The organism is Brucepastera parasyntrophica, assembly GCF_022376835.1.
GTDB classification, from domain to species: Bacteria; Spirochaetota; Spirochaetia; order Treponematales; family Treponemataceae; genus Brucepastera; species Brucepastera parasyntrophica.
In genome coordinates, this window is record NZ_CP084606.1 from 1010322 (window position 1) to 1026436 (window position 16115).

At 49.0% G+C, this 16115-nt stretch carries 11 protein-coding genes and 1 pseudogene; 5 read left to right on the forward strand and 7 right to left on the reverse strand.

Annotated features, from left to right (window positions below):
- Nucleotides 1-12: 12 nt before the first annotated feature.
- The 3 genes from miaB to K7I13_RS04855 form a co-directional block, all read right to left on the reverse strand.
- On the reverse strand, nt 13-1371 hold the full coding sequence (gene miaB, locus K7I13_RS04845; RefSeq protein ID WP_255948438.1) for a tRNA (N6-isopentenyl adenosine(37)-C2)-methylthiotransferase MiaB: 1359 nt from the start codon (nt 1369-1371) through the stop codon (nt 13-15).
- Nucleotides 1368-2195 (reverse strand): GTP cyclohydrolase FolE2, encoded by an 828-nt coding sequence (gene folE2 / locus K7I13_RS04850; RefSeq protein WP_255948439.1) that lies wholly within the window; start codon nt 2193-2195, stop codon nt 1368-1370. The genes miaB and folE2 overlap by 4 nt, the downstream gene beginning before the upstream one ends.
- Before the next feature lie 140 nt (nt 2196-2335).
- On the reverse strand, nt 2336-3217 hold the full coding sequence (locus K7I13_RS04855; protein ID WP_255948440.1) for a bifunctional 5,10-methylenetetrahydrofolate dehydrogenase/5,10-methenyltetrahydrofolate cyclohydrolase: 882 nt from the start codon (nt 3215-3217) through the stop codon (nt 2336-2338).
- A 310-nt stretch (nt 3218-3527) separates the two neighbouring features.
- Here K7I13_RS04855 and K7I13_RS04860 point away from each other — a divergent pair, with 310 nt between their 5' ends.
- From K7I13_RS04860 to K7I13_RS04880, 5 genes and pseudogenes are all read left to right on the forward strand, one after another.
- Nucleotides 3528-4139 carry a TP0733 family outer membrane beta-barrel protein gene (locus K7I13_RS04860; protein ID WP_255948441.1) on the forward strand — a complete coding sequence of 204 codons (612 nt, stop codon included), beginning with the start codon at nt 3528-3530 and terminating at the stop codon, nt 4137-4139.
- A gap of 49 nt (nt 4140-4188) precedes the next feature.
- Entirely contained in the window at nt 4189-5262 is a 1074-nt protein-coding gene (locus tag K7I13_RS04865) for a hypothetical protein (protein ID WP_255948442.1), read from the forward strand.
- Nucleotides 5263-5343: 81 nt separating this feature from the next.
- Complete coding sequence (locus K7I13_RS04870) at nt 5344-7509, forward strand: AAA family ATPase (RefSeq protein ID WP_439647478.1); 2166 nt, start codon at nt 5344-5346, stop codon at nt 7507-7509.
- Between the two features lie 232 nt (nt 7510-7741).
- Nucleotides 7742-8373, forward strand: a pseudogene (locus K7I13_RS04875) (adenylate kinase).
- A 205-nt stretch (nt 8374-8578) separates the two neighbouring features.
- Nucleotides 8579-8803 carry a hypothetical protein gene (locus K7I13_RS04880; RefSeq protein ID WP_255948446.1) on the forward strand — a complete coding sequence of 75 codons (225 nt, stop codon included), beginning with the start codon at nt 8579-8581 and terminating at the stop codon, nt 8801-8803.
- Between the two features lie 19 nt (nt 8804-8822).
- Here the strand turns inward: K7I13_RS04880 and K7I13_RS04885 are convergent, their stop codons facing one another.
- From K7I13_RS04885 to K7I13_RS04900, 4 genes are all read right to left on the reverse strand, one after another.
- Nucleotides 8823-9803 carry a tRNA-dihydrouridine synthase family protein gene (locus K7I13_RS04885; RefSeq protein WP_255948448.1) on the reverse strand — a complete coding sequence of 327 codons (981 nt, stop codon included), beginning with the start codon at nt 9801-9803 and terminating at the stop codon, nt 8823-8825.
- Nucleotides 9804-9902: 99 nt separating this feature from the next.
- Entirely contained in the window at nt 9903-11654 is a 1752-nt protein-coding gene (locus K7I13_RS04890) for an alpha-amylase C-terminal beta-sheet domain-containing protein (RefSeq protein WP_255948450.1), read from the reverse strand.
- The gene (locus tag K7I13_RS04895; RefSeq protein WP_255948452.1) at nt 11582-12415 is read right to left on the reverse strand and encodes a hypothetical protein; all 834 of its coding nucleotides are present in this window, start codon (nt 12413-12415) and stop codon (nt 11582-11584) included. The genes K7I13_RS04890 and K7I13_RS04895 overlap by 73 nt, the downstream gene beginning before the upstream one ends.
- Nucleotides 12416-12525: 110 nt before the next feature.
- On the reverse strand, nt 12526-16071 hold the full coding sequence (locus K7I13_RS04900; protein WP_255948454.1) for an alpha-amylase family glycosyl hydrolase: 3546 nt from the start codon (nt 16069-16071) through the stop codon (nt 12526-12528).
- Nucleotides 16072-16115 lie beyond the last annotated feature (44 nt).

The window sequence follows — 16115 nt, forward strand, 5'->3', positions numbered from 1 at the left end:
ATGTATCTCCCCTTACCGGCTGAGGATATCGGTTCCGGCTTCTTTTATTCTCGCACGAAATGTTCTCCCGCGCAAGCATATGAGTTCAGCTTCAACAAAATTTCCGATTAATCCGGTATTGTTTTTTCCCTCAAAAACAACCATTTCGCCAAGCTCGGTATGTCCGAATAATTCTTCCGGGTTGTTTCTGGACGTTGATTCGACCAGTACCGGAACCGTTTTACCGACCCGTTTCCGCATTAAATCCGCGGAGAGACTGTTTTGCAATTTTATAATCCGGGCAAGCCGTTCCTTTCTCACGGATTCCGGGACCTGATCAGGGAAGGAGCAGGCTTTTGTTCCTTCTCTGGGATTATAATAATACATATAGGCGGCATCAAAACGGATTGTTTTTATCAGATCGATGGTCTGTTCCACATCTTCTTCGGTTTCTCCGGGAAAGCCGACAAGAATATCCGTGGAAAATGTAACGCCGGGTATTTTTTCCCGGATGCGTCCGATCAGAGAGAGGTATGATTCACGTGTGTAGCGGCGGTTCATCGCCTGCAAAATCCGGTTTGAACCATGCTGTACCGGCAAATGTATAAAGCTGCACACCAATTCTTCCCGGGCGATTACCTCGATCAGTTCATCGGAAAGGTCCTTGGGATGGCTGGACATAAAACGAACCCAGCGGATGGAGCCTTTTTTTTCTATATGCCGGACAATTGCCGTTAACAGAGCGGGGAAATTCACTGTTTTTTCTGTTTCAGGATCATAAAAACGGTAGGAATTAACATTCTGCCCCAGCAGGGTTATTTCGCGTACTCCTTTGTCCGCGAGAACATCAAGTTCGGCAAGAATTTCATCGACGGCGCGGGAAACTTCGCGCCCTCTGACATAGGGAACAATACAATATGAACAGAAATTATTGCATCCGTTCATAATAGGAACAAAAGTTTGAAACGCGCCTGATTCGTATGATGAGGGAGCGAAGAAATATTCATTTACAGGCTTTTCATCAATGCTGATATAGGGCCTTTTTTCCTCAAGGGCCTGGAATATATCAATAAAAATCTGCCGTTCAAACATTCCGACTACAAAGTCAACTTTCGGAAATCGCTGTTGTAATTCTTCATGCAGGCGCTCCGCCATACAGCCCATTACAAGCAGGGTAAATGCCCTCTTTTTTTTCAGGGCAGTAAAATGCGCAAGACGGCCAAAAACCCTGGTTTCCGCTGTTATCCGTACCGAACAGGTATTAATAATTACCAGATCGGCGTCTTCTGCTGCTCCGGCCCGGGTCCAGCCTCTTGAAATAAGGGTTTGCTCGACCGAGGCTGATTCGGCGTGATTCATCTGGCACCCGTACGTTTCAAAGAAGTAGGTCAACAGATATCTCCTTTTTGGATTCCCGGCGGGTATTCGGCGTAGGCAAAAGCGCTGTGATTGTGGATACTTTCAAAATTTTCGGCTTCGACACTGTACCAGGGGAAAGCTCCCAGCTGGGGAATAGCAAGCAGAACATCCCGGACCATGTCTTCCACAAATTTCGGGTTATCATAGGCTGTTTCAGTTACATATTTTTCATCTTCGCGCTTCAAAAGGGTGTATACAGCACTTGAAGCGCAGCTCTCTATAAGTGCGACCATATCCTCAATCCAGAAAAACGGACCCAGTTCAAGTTTTACCCTGACCATGCCCCGCTGGTTATGCGCGCCGTAGTCACTAATTGCCTTTGAACAGGGGCAAACCGTTTGAACCGGGGCCGCCACTGATACATAAAAGGTACTCCGTTCGGCAACCGGAGACAAAACGCCCTGGCCGCCACATCCTGAAACAGTGCCTTCAAAGGAACATTCATAACTCATCATGGCACTCTGGCCCGAAACAGGAGCCTTTTTTTCTATAAAAAAAGGAAAGGTCATTTCTCCGAAAGCGCGGGCAGCATCAAGTGAAAGCCGTATTTCTTCAAGCATATCAAGAAAATGGGGCATTGAAAGTTTTTCACGGTGACTGTGGAAAACTTCAATAAATCGGCTCATATGGGTACCCTTAAAATGTCTGGGCAGATTAACATATAAATTGACAGACGCAGTGGTATTCTGGATTTTTCTGTCCCGGTCAAGCACATGTACGGGATATTTAAGTCCCTTTATTCCCACTTTTTCCAGCGGAACATCACGGCTGTCCGGTTCATTCTGGATATCAACCAAAAAAATACTCCTTGTTTATTCGTGCCGAGGGTTTAATACCCCGCCGGTTTGCGGTGTTTTTTATAGGTTCCATGGTATTAAACCCGAGAACAATTCCACGGGAAAACAGAAACTCCCCCGCTGTCTTGCGGCAGGGTACTTCATTTTTCCGCAGTGTTTTTTGCCGCCTGAAGCGTGTTTTCCATAAGCATTGCGATTGTCATTGGCCCTACCCCGCGCGGAACAGGCGTTATATATGAAGCTATTTCACTGACAGGTCCAAAATCAACATCACCGCACAGCCGGAAGCCTTTTTTTGCGGCAGGATCTTCAACACGGTTAACCCCCACATCAATTACCGCGGCTCCCGGTTTTACCATACCGGCTGTAATCATGGCGGGGCTGCCGGCGGCAGCTATCAGAATATCGGCCTGCCTGGTCATTTCAGGAAGATTGCGCGTCCCGGTGTGGCAAACAGTAACGGTCGCATTATATTCTCTGCGGGCAAGCAGGATCGACAGGGGTTTTCCTACAATATTGGAACGCCCGACAACCACTGCATGTGCGCCTTTTGTTTCAATGCCTGCTTCTCTGAGCAAAACCAGCACTCCCCTCGGCGTGCAGGGTAAAAAACCAGGGCGTTCTATTACCATATTTCCCACATTAACCGGATGAAATCCGTCTACATCTTTTTCAGGTACTATCGACATAATTACCCGGGATTCATCAATATGTCCGGGAAGGGGAAGCTGGACCAGGATTCCATGGACGCTATCGTCGCTGTTAAGCGTCTTAATCAAACCAAGCAATTCATCTTCCGTTGTTGACTCAGGCAGCCGGTAACTCCGGTCAATCATGCCTGTTTCAGCCAGAGCCTTTTCCTTGCCGGTAACATAAGACACTGAAGCAGGATTTTCGCCTACCAGAATAACAGCCAGACAGGCATGGACGCCGGTCTTTTCCTTAAGCAGGGACACTTCGGAAGTGATCCGGGAGCGGACAGAAGCCGCAATTGAAAAACCATCTATAACAAAAGCACTCATATCATCCTCTTTTATATACAGTGAGATACCGTAACTCTGCCCGGCGGACGGGAACGGAATTCTGCAGCCGGTTTGATTATACTATGGTTATACACAATTTTTTCAGGTTTGTCAGGTAAGGGCTGTCCAAAACAGCGGCCTTTTGTAAAAAGCGGCCAAACAGACAGATGAAAACCTGCGGAACTCCCGGACTGGCCGGTATTTTTGAAAATTTCTTGTCACGCAACCCGTAACCTTCAAATATAATTCTTTGTTGTTACACATACCGTATTGATAGACAATACAGGATAAAATGAGGTATAGTATTCCAATGAAACGTTCGATTTTCTTATTGTTTTTTCTGCTGTCCACCATTACAGCGTTAGCAGCCCAAACCGGGCCGGAAACGGAACAGACCCCGCTTCCGGAGTCAGTCTATGAATATGAACCGATACGCGTCGGCGATCAGTTTATGCGTGTCGGCCTCGGGGCTGATTTCCCCCTTTTTTTCCAGTCATCGGACGGGATTAACACAACAACGAATTTGAAAATCGGCGGTACCGGAAGCATCGGGTATTCACGGTTTGTTACCTCGCGCATAGCGCTGGGCGGGGAAATCAATTTTGCCTTTAATTCAACATTGGGGCAGAATATCCTTTTTTACCTTCCTGTTTTATTCAAGGCGTCATATGTTTTTGTGGCCGGCCGTTTTCACATACCGATTTCAGTCGCCCTTGGGATGGCTTTCCAGAGCTATAACAGCGTAACCTATTTCGGAATGGCCTTTAAACCTGAAGTCGGGGTTTATTTTCAATATAACCCCGACTGGTCATTCGGCATTTCAAGCGCGTGGAATATCCTCCCGCAATTATACAAAGAGAACAGGTATAACAGGACAGCCCATCTTCTGGATGTGCTTGCGTCAGTCCGTTTCCATTTCTGATTTAACCGGGAGTTAATTAATGAAGCTTAAACCATACAGATTATATAGAATGTTGTTTTCAATTTCTGTTCTCATATTTTCAGCAGTAATTTGTTTTTCCGGCTGTACCAACGACCCCATATTCGCAACAATTGAAAATGAAGTAGAACTGAAAGATCCTTCCATAACCGGAAATATTTATGCGTTAGTTGAGTATAACGGCGATTTATATGCGGCGGACGGATATCTGTACCGCAGAAATGCCGGCGCGGGCTCATGGAAAAAAGTCAAAATGCCCTCGGGCGTGACCCGGTGCGCGGGACTTGCGGTCGACGGAGCCGGCCTTTACGGGTTATTCCAGAATGAGGACTGGTCGTTCCATTCTGTCCAGAAATATTCGGCGGGAACCTGGGACATGGTAACCGGGCTGCCGTCGATTTCTTCAGGAATAGATGTCGCACTGGGCAGCGGCGGTACTGTCATTTTTGCCGCTACTTACAATCAGACCTCAAGAAAGACTTCCGTATATAAAACAACCGGCGCTGGCGCGCTGACATTTGACAGTACGGAAGTCATTACAAATGCGCCGATCTGGAAAGGTAGCGCGGGAGATTATTTCGCGACCTCGAATGGTATTTATGATATAACCGGAAATGTGATTGTGGGCGGCCCGACGTCAGGAATCCGGGGTATTGCCCTTGATGAGGGCGGGAATCATTTATATGCCGTAACTTCAGGAAACGCCTATCATTATAATATAGTGACAGACACCTGGGACAGCCCATATAATTTCAATGCGGATTACAGTGCCGGCGGCGGACTTTCCATTCTGAAAGCGGGAACAAAAAACATACTTTTAATTGCCCTGACCAGAGGATACTGGGAAGTCCATCTCGATGATACCACCGGGGCCTGTGTATCGAGAAATGCCCCGGGCGCAAATTCCAACTCTTCTGTAAAGACAGGTTCGGAAGCCCAGTATGACAGCAGTGTGGGAAATTATATGGTAAACCGTATTTATGCGGTCACCTCACCGGTTCCTGCGGGCAATAACTATATTGTCTACGCGGGAATTTCACACCGGAAATACAACGGATTATGGGCATATTATTCGGATACTCAGACAGAATGGAACCGTGAATAGCAGAACACACTAAAACAGGACAGACGGGTGGAGCTGTTTTCCGGAACACGAGAAACAAAAAATGAACCTCTCGCCGCCAGAATGCGTCCGCGCAATCTTGATGAATATATAGGTCAGGAGCACATCGTAGGACAGGGGCGGCTTCTCCGCCGGGCAATCCAGGCGGACAGACTGTCGTCACTTATTTTTTACGGACCTCCCGGGACCGGTAAAACCACACTTGCCCAGGTTATAGCAAACCACACTGAAAGCAATTTTGTAACCCTGAATGCAGTCCTTGCCGGCGTCCAGCAGATCAGGGACGCCATCGCCGAAGCGGACAAGCAGAGGCATTTGTATAACAGAAAAACAATTCTCTTTGTTGACGAAGTCCACCGGTGGAACCGCGCCCAGCAGGACGCATTACTGCCCTGGGTTGAAAACGGCACCATTATTCTTGTCGGCGCAACTACCGAAAACCCCTTTTTTGAAGTAAACAAGGCCCTCGTCAGCCGGAGCAGAATATTCCAGCTGAAACAGCTGACACAGGAAGATCTGCTGAATGTAGCCCGCAGCGCGGTACAGGACCCTGAACGGGGCTATGGAAAATGGAAAATAGAATTTGAAGAAAATGCCCTCGATCACCTGGTAGAAACCGCCGGCGGCGATGCCCGGAGCGTTCTTAATGCGCTTGAACTTGCAATAGAAACTTCCGTTCCAAGATGGCCCCCTCCGGAAAACAGCAGGATTTATATTTCCACGCAAACAGCGGAAGAAAGCATACAACAGAAAGTTGTACTCTATGACAGGGACGGCGACTATCACTATGATGTAATAAGCGCTTTTATAAAATCCCTGAGAGGCAGGGATCCTGATGCGGCCCTGTACTGGCTTGCCAGAATGGTCGCGGCCGGAGAAAGCCCGACCTTTATATTCAGGCGGATGCTGATATCCGCCTGTGAAGATACCGGACTTGCGGATCCGCATGCGATCACTGTGATAGAAAGCTGCGCCAACGCGTTTGACCGGGTCGGGCTGCCCGAAGGAAGGTTCTTTTTAACCCATGCAGCGCTGTATCTGGCGACAGCGCCAAAATCAAACAGTGCCATGGCTTTTTTTGACGCGCTTGCCTCTGTTGAAAAAGAAGACACCGAAGTCCCGAACCACCTGAGGGACTCGCACAGGGATGCCGAAGGATTCGGTCACGGGCAGGGATATATGTATCCGCATGCGTACCGTGACCACTGGACAGCGCAGCAGTATTTGCCTGACCCGCTGGTCGGAAAAGTCTTTTATACTCCCTCATCCCAGGGTTATGAAGGAAAAATCAGGGAAGAAGTTCTTACGCACAGGGAACTGCAGATAGCTGCAATCCTTGAAGAATATGAATTTTCAGGGCAGGATGAATCCCTTTCCGGAAAAAGAAAAACACCCGGTCCGAAAGGCGAAATACTGACATTCAGTCCGGGAGCGGCCCAGCGGGACAGATGGGTAAAAAGACTGGACTCAGGAAAATCGGATACGCTCCTTGCAGTACGCAATGAAATAACCTCGCTCGCGGAAATTTCCCGTCATGACAGGGTACTCATATACGGAGCTGACGACGGACTGCTAATATGGGAAGCAGGGAGGCTTGCTCCGGAAGGTTTAACCGCGGGAATCTGCCATACGGCCCGTTCAAAACAAATTCTTGAACAATACGCAGCCACACTTGAAGAACTTGACCGCCCGCTTCTTCTGACCCTTCCGGAAATGAAAAACCAGTATTTTGTATTTGACAAAATACTTGCGCGGGAACCGGCGGCTGATGAGAAAAATATTCTTGAATTCATAGACACAGTCAAACCTCTTTGCGCTCTGCAGGGCAGGATTGTTTTTTCAGCCCGCATACCGGTCCGTGGCATGCGGATTTCACGGCTGCTGGATGAGAAGAACGCGCTGTTCGGAGAGATCGCGTCAGCGGAAGAAAAAGTATATACGGATACATCAAACCCTCTCTTTGCTTGGGATGAAAACACACTTGCCGGGACCTTGCGGAACAAGGGGTATTTCCCTTCAATAAACCTTTCCCATATTTCGGAATCCCGGCGAATTCTCCCGGATGATATTGAACGCTGGTTCAGCCCGGAATCGCCCTATGGAAATACCCTGCATTCAGAACTCGGAGAAAAGAAAGCCGGAATAATTAAGGAAGCGCTGAAACAGACCGTTTCATCCGCTCCGGTATCCTGGGAATATGATATTTTATACGCCATATTAAGCCTTTAGCGGCTGAACAGTGTTTTTTTTCCTCTTCCTCTTGATTCATAACGGCTGAAACGTTATCATTAAATCAGCGGATACAATGGAAACTGTTCATTCCGCCCGTATCTATCTTCAAAAAAATGCTCCTGGAACACCTGTTTTGTGGTTCGTGAAGGGCTTGCGTATTATTTGATTTGCATGAGGTAAAGTTCCATTTTCCTGAAGTTTTCCTGATGTAACAAACAAAGGAGTCCAAATGAAGCTTATTTTTTTAGGCCCTCCCGGGGCCGGTAAAGGAACCCTGGCTACACTGGTAGCGGCCGAGTATAAAATTCCCCATATTTCAACAGGTGATATTTTCCGGACAGCAATACGGAATAAAACTCCTCTCGGTCTTAAGGTTCAGTCGATTATTGATTCCGGACAGCTGGTCAGCGACGATATTACCATTGAATTAGTGCAGAACAGACTCATGGAAGATGATATCGGCGGAGGATTTATTCTTGACGGCTTTCCGCGCACAATCCCCCAGGCAGAAGCTCTTGAGAGAATTATTGACATAGACAGGGTTATCAATTTTGACATTTCAGACGAGGACGTAATCGCGCGCCTTTCCGGCAGACGGATGTGCAAAAACTGCGGACAGAACTATCATATGGTCTTTTCGAAACCCGCCGTTGAAAATGTATGCGATAAATGCGGCGGCGAGCTGATTATCAGGGAAGACGATAAAATTGACTCTATAAAAAAACGCCTCGAGGTATACCGCAAGCAGACAGCGCCTCTGATAGACCATTATAAAAAACAGGACAAGCTGACGGATATTGACGCCCGCCCGCAAGCGGAATAGTCCTGGAAGATTTTAAATTTAAATTCCCGCAGGAATGATCGGAGTCCGCAGAAAATTCGCCTTAATCATTTCAGCTGATAGAACACCCCGCTATACGGCGGGGTGTTTTCTTTTCCCGTGGAAGTGGCCCGGGTTTCAAGGCATTAGTCCTTGCCGCAAATAATGTCTGAAGTCTGCCCTTGCTTTTACCTCCGGGCAGACGTATCCTATTCTATAGGAATAGCATTACCAAAGGAGGCTGTTATGTCATTTTGCCCATTTATGTCAAATCCGGAAACCACGGTGGAGTGCGACAGCGATTGTACCCTGTATCTGAATGAAGAGGTAGGCTGGGTATGGAATGGAGAAGTCTGGACAGGCTGTGTTTACAACATGAAATTGATGGAGCTGGATTCCATCCGGCAAAAACTTGAATCAGTAGGTGTTTCAAAAGGCGGGTACGTACAGGTGCAGACACTTTCACTCTGACGCCGCAAACAGTCGGGTCCTAGATAACTGAAAACAAATCCTTCGGTGATTCCCCGAAATACGCTTCCAGTAAAAGCTGTATTTCCTCCAGGGACCGGGCTCTCTGTATTTTCATCCTAATATAATGCCCGAACTGGAAATTATCACAATAATAAAAGAAAAAACGGCGCGCCCGGGAAAGGTAAAATTCCGGAGGCTGCACTTCCCTGAATACTTCAAGAAAATATAATGAATTCTCCAGATGATTTACCTTTTGCGCTTCCCTGTTTTCCGTTCCGGTTTCGCGGATCTGCCTGAAAATCCAGGGTTTCTGGACGGCGGCCCGGCCCAGCATTAGTCCGGCACAGGGATATTTTTCCATATACTGCCGGGCTTTTTCTGCGGAATCAATATCACCATTGCCGTATACCGGCACAGGCAAATCCCGCGCCAGCCGGGCGACAAATTCATAATTTGCAGGACGGCTGTACGACTCCTTTTTTGTACGGGGATGCAGGGTAATCTGTTCTACTCCGCCGGAAACGAGCATTTTACAGAATAAAAGGAGCTGTCCGTAATTTTTCCCCTCCCCCAGCCTCAGTTTTACACTGAAACGCGGCCCTGATTTTCCCGGTGAAACCGAATCAATGGATTTCCGGACTGCCTCAATAAGGCGCGCGGTTTCATCCATGGGTTTGAGCATCCAGGAAATTCCCGCCCCTGTCCGGACAATATCAGGCGCGCAGCATCCCATGTTTATATCAATGCCGGTTCCGCCCAGTCCGGAGAGCATGGCCGCCGCCTTTGCCAGATTATCCCGGTCAGGACCCGTCAGCTGCCAGACCATTTTTTCAGGAGAAGGCCCCGTCCTGACATAAAATTTTTCGAATTTTGTCCCGTTCACAAAAGACGGCGCGTGGATCATTTCGGAATAATATTCATCCGGCTCGGCGAATGTATAAATCAGCCGCCGCAGAGCCTCATGACTCAGCGTTGCCATCGGCGCAAGGGCAAGTTTCATTATAGGTTATTTCTCCAAATATAAAAAAAGTACCTCCAAAGCTCCTCTGCTCTGGAGGTACCTGTAATTCTTACCTCATAAATTCCGGAAAATCAATCCCTAGAAACCTCCGTTGAATGACGGATGAAGGTTCGACTGATCATGATTAGTAGTCCCACTTTCCCATGTCATCCCGCTAAACGGACTGTTGACCGACGTTCCGAGATCGTATGTTCCCTTCAGAACCTTCCATTCAAAGTTTCCGCCGGAAGGAGGCGTAACAGTAACATGCCAGTATCCGGCATCATCATAAGTTCCACGGGTGGCTACTGTCCAGTTACTTCCTTCATTATATGAACCGGTAAAATAGAGAGCGTTTCCAAAACCGACGTCCTTTGTCATTTTGAGGGTCACAGTTGTCGGATTGTCGCCGCCTCCGTTATCGTCCCCGTCCTCGCCCTTTACCCAGATGGCAAAATCATTGCCCGAATACACGGGATTATTGCCCGTATAGCCGTCGCCGGTGGGGCTGTAGGAAGTGCTTGGCCCGAGTTTTACAACCAGTTCGCCGTTAGCGCCGGTGATCTTTGCCGCGTAGCAGGTGGTGGTGCTGCTCAATACCGAGATGGAACTGTCATATTCGATTCCCAGTTCCTTCCGGAGTTCGATCAGATAATCAATGTGCTGCCGGTGCGTCTTGCTGGTTCCCGAAACGGTTGTTCCGCCCATATACTGCGCGATATCCGCTGAAGTTCCGTATGAGGAAACCCCGCATTCGGCGGCGGTAAAGTAATGCTGCCAGGCCACAGTCGGGTAACCGGGATGGGTCAGGATAAACACATAGGCCTTGCCGACATGGGAAGTCGGAACAGGCCAGTGACTCTGGGTACTTCCGGTATCGTGATTGTCAACAAAGGTCACTGCCTGGGCAGGCAGGCGCCGGAAAATGGCATTGCTGTCCGCGAGCAGGTCATAACGGGTATCGCTGAACGCGGTCTGGAAATTTCCCTTGAGAACGAAGTCAAAAGCCCTGGATTTTACACCGTTATTGCTGGTGGCGTTAATCCAGTTGACAATCTGGTTGCTCCAGTTGCTTGAATTGCTGTACTCATATGTATTGGTCGGCCAGAATTCACCTACCGAGAATTCGGCGCTGGTTGCCGTGTTATACTGGCCTACATAGGTGCCGCCGAAACCCTTGACAAAGTCATAGCGCCATCCGACAAACCCTATGGTTTTCAGATAATTGTTCATCCAGCTGATAATACCGTTCTGGACTGCCGTATTGGTATGATCAAGATCGCGCGCGTCGGCGTAATTTTCGCCGGTATCCGCAGCGCCTTTCTTTGTTGAACCGTTCATCGGATCCGAGCCCGAATTTGTGAAGCCTTCATCGCCGGAACAGATGGAGTAATAATCCTCGGTCCACTGGGGATTTTTGAAATCGCCCCAGGAACTGAATCCGCCCCGGTGGTTTACAACGATATCAGCTATAGCCTTCGCTGGCTGGATGGCGGCGATTGTGGCCGTCAGCTGCGCAGAAGTCCCGTAGTATGAATTAAGATCATTCAGTTCCGTCGGGATATATCCTTCGGGGGAGAAACTCGGACATTTACTTGGCGGCGGGAACCAGACATATTCAAACGTGTCTTTTATGTCGTTCGCGCGGCCCTGCATGACGGTGTACCATTTGTTCTGTGTACTTGTTAGATTGGCCCGGTCTGCGCTGCTCCAGTTAAAGCCCTGCAGCATGACCCCGCTCTTTGCTGAAACAGTGGCGGTGCCGAAAGTCCCGGCGTTTACGCTGCCGCCCGAGGGTACCGTAACACTCGCGGTATACTTCTGGGTGCCGTTTTCAAAAATGTAGAACACCCAGGTTCCGGGAAGGACCCCGCTGATAGTGTATTTGATCCGACCGCGACCGAAGAAGACACGCCGGAAGAGGGGTCCGTGACCTGGGCGGTCAGATTTGACGCCGAACCGTTCAGGGTGAACGTAACTGTCCCTGATGAATACAGGTAGGCGGTCTGCGCGGCCGTCCCGGTTTTAAGGGTCGGATAGTCGGTCGCGATCGCGCCGCTGTTCACGAGGGAACCGTGGGACGCGCCGAGGTTCGTAATTGTGGTTGATATAGTGGTTTTTTCAGCCGCTGTCATTGAGGAAATATCATAGCCTTTTCCGAGAAGTCCCGCGTAAACGCCGCCGAGCGGAGTACTCGGCCAGTTTACAGTCACGCTGTTGCTGTTTCCTTCAACAATATCCGTAAGCGCATACATGACGGCCCCGGCAACGCCTGTTGAATTCTTGAAGCCCTCAACCTTGACAACCCGGTTTTTACCGACCGGTATATTGGTTATGGCCACAGCGGATGAGGTCCTCTTGTTTGTCAGGGCGTTTCCGCTTTTTACTATATCCGTCATGTCATAGCCGGAAATAGTAACGGTCGCATATTCCAGGTCTGAAGCAAGCAGAGACCTGCTTCCGTCTCCCAGAACAAGGTTACCATGCCCCGGAAGATACGCCTGCTCGACAGTATTTCCCGGCGGCACCGCGTTGGTACAGGTTACCAGTACCGGTACCGCGGCCAGGGCAAAGGCCGCGAGTATAAAAAGTAATTTCAGATTTCTTTTCATATATAGTCCTTTCATTTTATGTGCCATATGCCGGGTGGTTTCGCCCGGTATTCTTATGAACGTTTTTCCGGTTTCCACCTTGAGGAAACCGGAAAACACTTCCCGGAAAATCAGAGGAGCTTAAGCACAACCATTGACCAGGCTTTTACACCATATTTTGTCGTAATAGTTGACGCGGTGGAATCGCTCCAGCAGTTATTGGCCGACTCAAAATAGGGCTGCGTATCAATAATCCTCTTCCAGCTTTTTCCTGAAGGCGCCGCAGGTACAGTGAAGTCAACATCGGCTTCCCACATATTGGAAAAAATAAGATATCCCGCAGTGTCATCCCCTATCCTTATCCAGGCGCAGCGGTCCGAAAATGAATTAATATCGGATGTACCATCTTCCTTTTTATAGGTCGTGCTGCCGTAACTGCTCCTCCGGAGAGCGGCGTTGTTCTTTCTCTCATTCATAACAAAGGTTGCGAAAATGAAATTGCCGTTCACATTGCCGGAATTGCCGTAAGTCCCGATATTGTTATGATAGGAAGATCCGGAATCACCGGTCACCACTGTCTGGGGTGAGCTGGTATTTATCATGTTATAGTTATTCCATGTCGCCACCGTGTCCAGATTATAGGGATTGTTATTTCCGTTCTGGGTCCGGGCCAGTTCATCGCCGTACACAATCATCGGGGTACCGCGGGAGAACATCAGGAAGGTCCAGAAATTCCGGATGCGCTGGCGCCGGAGGTCTTTCTTGTCCACAGCGGTACCGGTGGAATCCCACGATTCATTGCTGTCATTGCCTCCGTCGGAAGGACCGAAAGGATAGGTTAGCAGGGCATTCTGGTCCGGTCCGCCCGCGCTATAGCTCACAAGGTCCGCAAGGGTAAACCCGTCATGCGCGACCAAAAAGTTGACTGATTTATGGGGACCTCCATGGGTGTTAAAATGATTGTAATCACCATTGAACGCGTCTATGTAACTGACTCCGTCATGACCGTAAGGTTCGCCTTTCAGATATTTCCGGAGCGCGTCACGGTAGCGTCCGTTCCACTCACCCCAGGGGGCGGGGAAACTGCCGACCGGGTAGCCCCACATATCCCAGGCTTCGGCAATCATTTTAACATTTTTTGACGTACCCTTGGACGCGATAGCCTGAATAAGAGGATGGTTCGCGTCAAAGTTCTTGACCGTCGTCCAGTAATCGGCCGGAACATGCTGATTTGCATACCGTCCGAGTGTCGCCGCCAGATCAAACCTGAATCCGTCTACGCCCATGTCATCTATCCAGTAATCAAGCGAATCGAGCACCAGTGTTTTAAGGGCCGCGTTATTCGCATTAACCTGGTTTCCGACACCGGTCGCGCCGCATTCCAGCCTTCCAGGAGTATCGCCGCTGAGGCCGGCCGGGATATAATGATAATATTCGGTTACATCAAAGCCGCCGAGGCTTGTAAAACCGGTAACGTTAACATCGCCGCTCCAGTTTCCGCCTTCACCGGTATGGTTATAAACCACATCGAGATATACTTCTATGCCCGCGGCGTGGAAAGCATTGACCATTTCCTTGAATTCCCGTGTCGGACCGCCGTATGATTTGTCATATGAATACCGCCGGTCCGGAGCAAAGAATCCGAAAGTCATATAGCCCCAGAAATTCCCTTTCCTTGATGTCCCTTCCATATATCCATTATTATCATTCTGGGTCTCATGGACGGGAAGGAATTCAATGGTATTTATACCTATAGCCTTGAGATAGGGCGCCATATACGCGGCGCCCTTGTATGTTCCGCGGTATTCTTCGGGTACATTTACGACTTCTTCAAACCCGCTGAGACCGGACAGAATTGACTGCAAATTCGAAGAGGATGGATGCTGGGTCAGTCCGCGCACGTGGGACTCGTAAATTATAGCGTTCTGCTGCGGGATATTCGGTTTGGTTATCATTGCGGTTGAGTCTTCAACAAACACGCTCTTTGAGACCCATTTTGCCGTATCATACGTTCTTCTGGGCACGCCCTGATAGGCCGTGCTTCCTGTTCCGTACATACCGCCGTTATGGCCGGCTGCGTACATTTCGAGATTTTCCGTATCATGGCTCAGTTCCCTGGCGTAAGGATCAAAAAGGACCTTGTTCGGGTTAAACCGGTGATAGGCGCTTGAATCCATATCGGCAACAAAACCCGCGCTGCTGTTTCCTCTGGTCCAGCTGCTGCTGAAGGGCCAGTTCGAACCCCAGGCGCGGAAGGCATAGAGAGTGTACTGCGGAAGTCCGTTTATCTTTGCCCGCCATATATTGTCACTGCCTTTTTCCATCCAGTAGTCATAGGCAGCGTCTTCCCCGGTCGCTTCATTGTATATTTCCAAAAGGATTTTCGTGGCATTCTTCGAATATACAGCGAAAGTAACCGTATCGCCGTCACTGTGCGATCCGAGGGCCCAGGTACCGGACGTCCAGCCGTAACCGGCTGAAGCTCCGTTCATATCGACCGGGCTGTACGCCCCTGTCGAAGGATGGCCGTAACCGATAGACGAATGGGTATATGTCATCTCGGAACTGCCGTTGGCAAAGCCGCTCTTTACCGCGATGGTCTTTATTGTCGTTGTAGCGCTGATACTGATCCCTGAAGATGTATAAGGGGTACTGGCCGTTGTGGGAGTACTGCCGTCAATGGTGTAATATATATCCGCGTCATAAGGTGCGTCATCATCATATTTTTTGCATTCAAGGGTAACTACCAGGGTCCCTCCGAAATAGGGAGTGGACGGCTTGAATACCGGATCCGGAACCTTAAAATCAAGAGAGCCAAGATCAAGTACCTGTCCGGCCGACAGAGTCACACTCTGTTCATAAACAATTGTACCGCTGTCTTTTACATAAAAGACCCAGGTCCCGGGAGCAATACCGGTAATCGTGTTTGTTCCCGCGGTGAAAGTTTCCAGCGCGCCGGACGCGGGGTCCGTGACCTGAGAGGTAAAGGATGATCCTGTTGTACCCGGATCAAAAGTAACCGTTGCCGGGGTTATCACATATTGAGCCGCAGCTTTCAGTGAACCTGCCTTAAAGTCCGTGGCAATCGCCGCGGTATTTACAAGCGAAGCATGGGTTGCCGTGGTAACCGCAGTGTTTATAAGGGAAAGAAGCGTATCCCTTGCCGCTCCTTCGACGGATGATGTGTTATATCCTTCCGTTTTAAGCAGTGAATAAAAGACATTTCCCGCCGCGGTTGAAGCCCATTCAACTTTGGTGGTATTCGGACCGGATTCTATATCCAGGACTTTCCGCATTACAACGCCGTCCATTTTTGAAGGCTGCAAATTAACCATTCTTTTTGCTTCGACACTTACAACCCGGTTTAAACCGACAGGGATGTTGTTTATCAGAACATTGGAAAGGCTTTTTCCGTTCTGAAGTTCGACATCTTCAGAAGTGATATCAGTCATTCCATAACCGGATACGGTAACGTCCGCCCGGACAATAGTTTCTTTATCCAGAGCCCGGGAATAATCTTCATCCCCGGTAAACATGAGAGAACCGTATTTTTTAGAAACATTCTCCACACGGGAGCCTTCAGTAAAAGGATTAAGACAGCCGGCAAAAAGCAGGGCGGCGAATAAAACAGCCGCGAAGACTGTCAGCCAGTTGCTACCGGATATATGTTTTTTCATATGTTATCCTCCTTAGTTTCTGTCCGTATAAGGACTTCCTTATA

Coding starts and splice junctions, on each gene's coding strand:
- K7I13_RS04895 (WP_255948452.1), bottom strand. CDS start 12,415: ATGAAAAGAAATCTGAAATTACTTTTTATACTCGCGGCCTTTGCCCTG.
- K7I13_RS04860 (WP_255948441.1), top strand. CDS start 3,528: ATGAAACGTTCGATTTTCTTATTGTTTTTTCTGCTGTCCACCATTACA.
- K7I13_RS04900 (WP_255948454.1), bottom strand. CDS start 16,071: ATGAAAAAACATATATCCGGTAGCAACTGGCTGACAGTCTTCGCGGCT.
- K7I13_RS04880 (WP_255948446.1), top strand. CDS start 8,579: ATGTCATTTTGCCCATTTATGTCAAATCCGGAAACCACGGTGGAGTGC.
- K7I13_RS04870 (WP_439647478.1), top strand. CDS start 5,344: ATGCGTCCGCGCAATCTTGATGAATATATAGGTCAGGAGCACATCGTA.
- K7I13_RS04855 (WP_255948440.1), bottom strand. CDS start 3,217: ATGAGTGCTTTTGTTATAGATGGTTTTTCAATTGCGGCTTCTGTCCGC.
- K7I13_RS04885 (WP_255948448.1), bottom strand. CDS start 9,803: ATGAAACTTGCCCTTGCGCCGATGGCAACGCTGAGTCATGAGGCTCTG.
- K7I13_RS04865 (WP_255948442.1), top strand. CDS start 4,189: ATGTTGTTTTCAATTTCTGTTCTCATATTTTCAGCAGTAATTTGTTTT.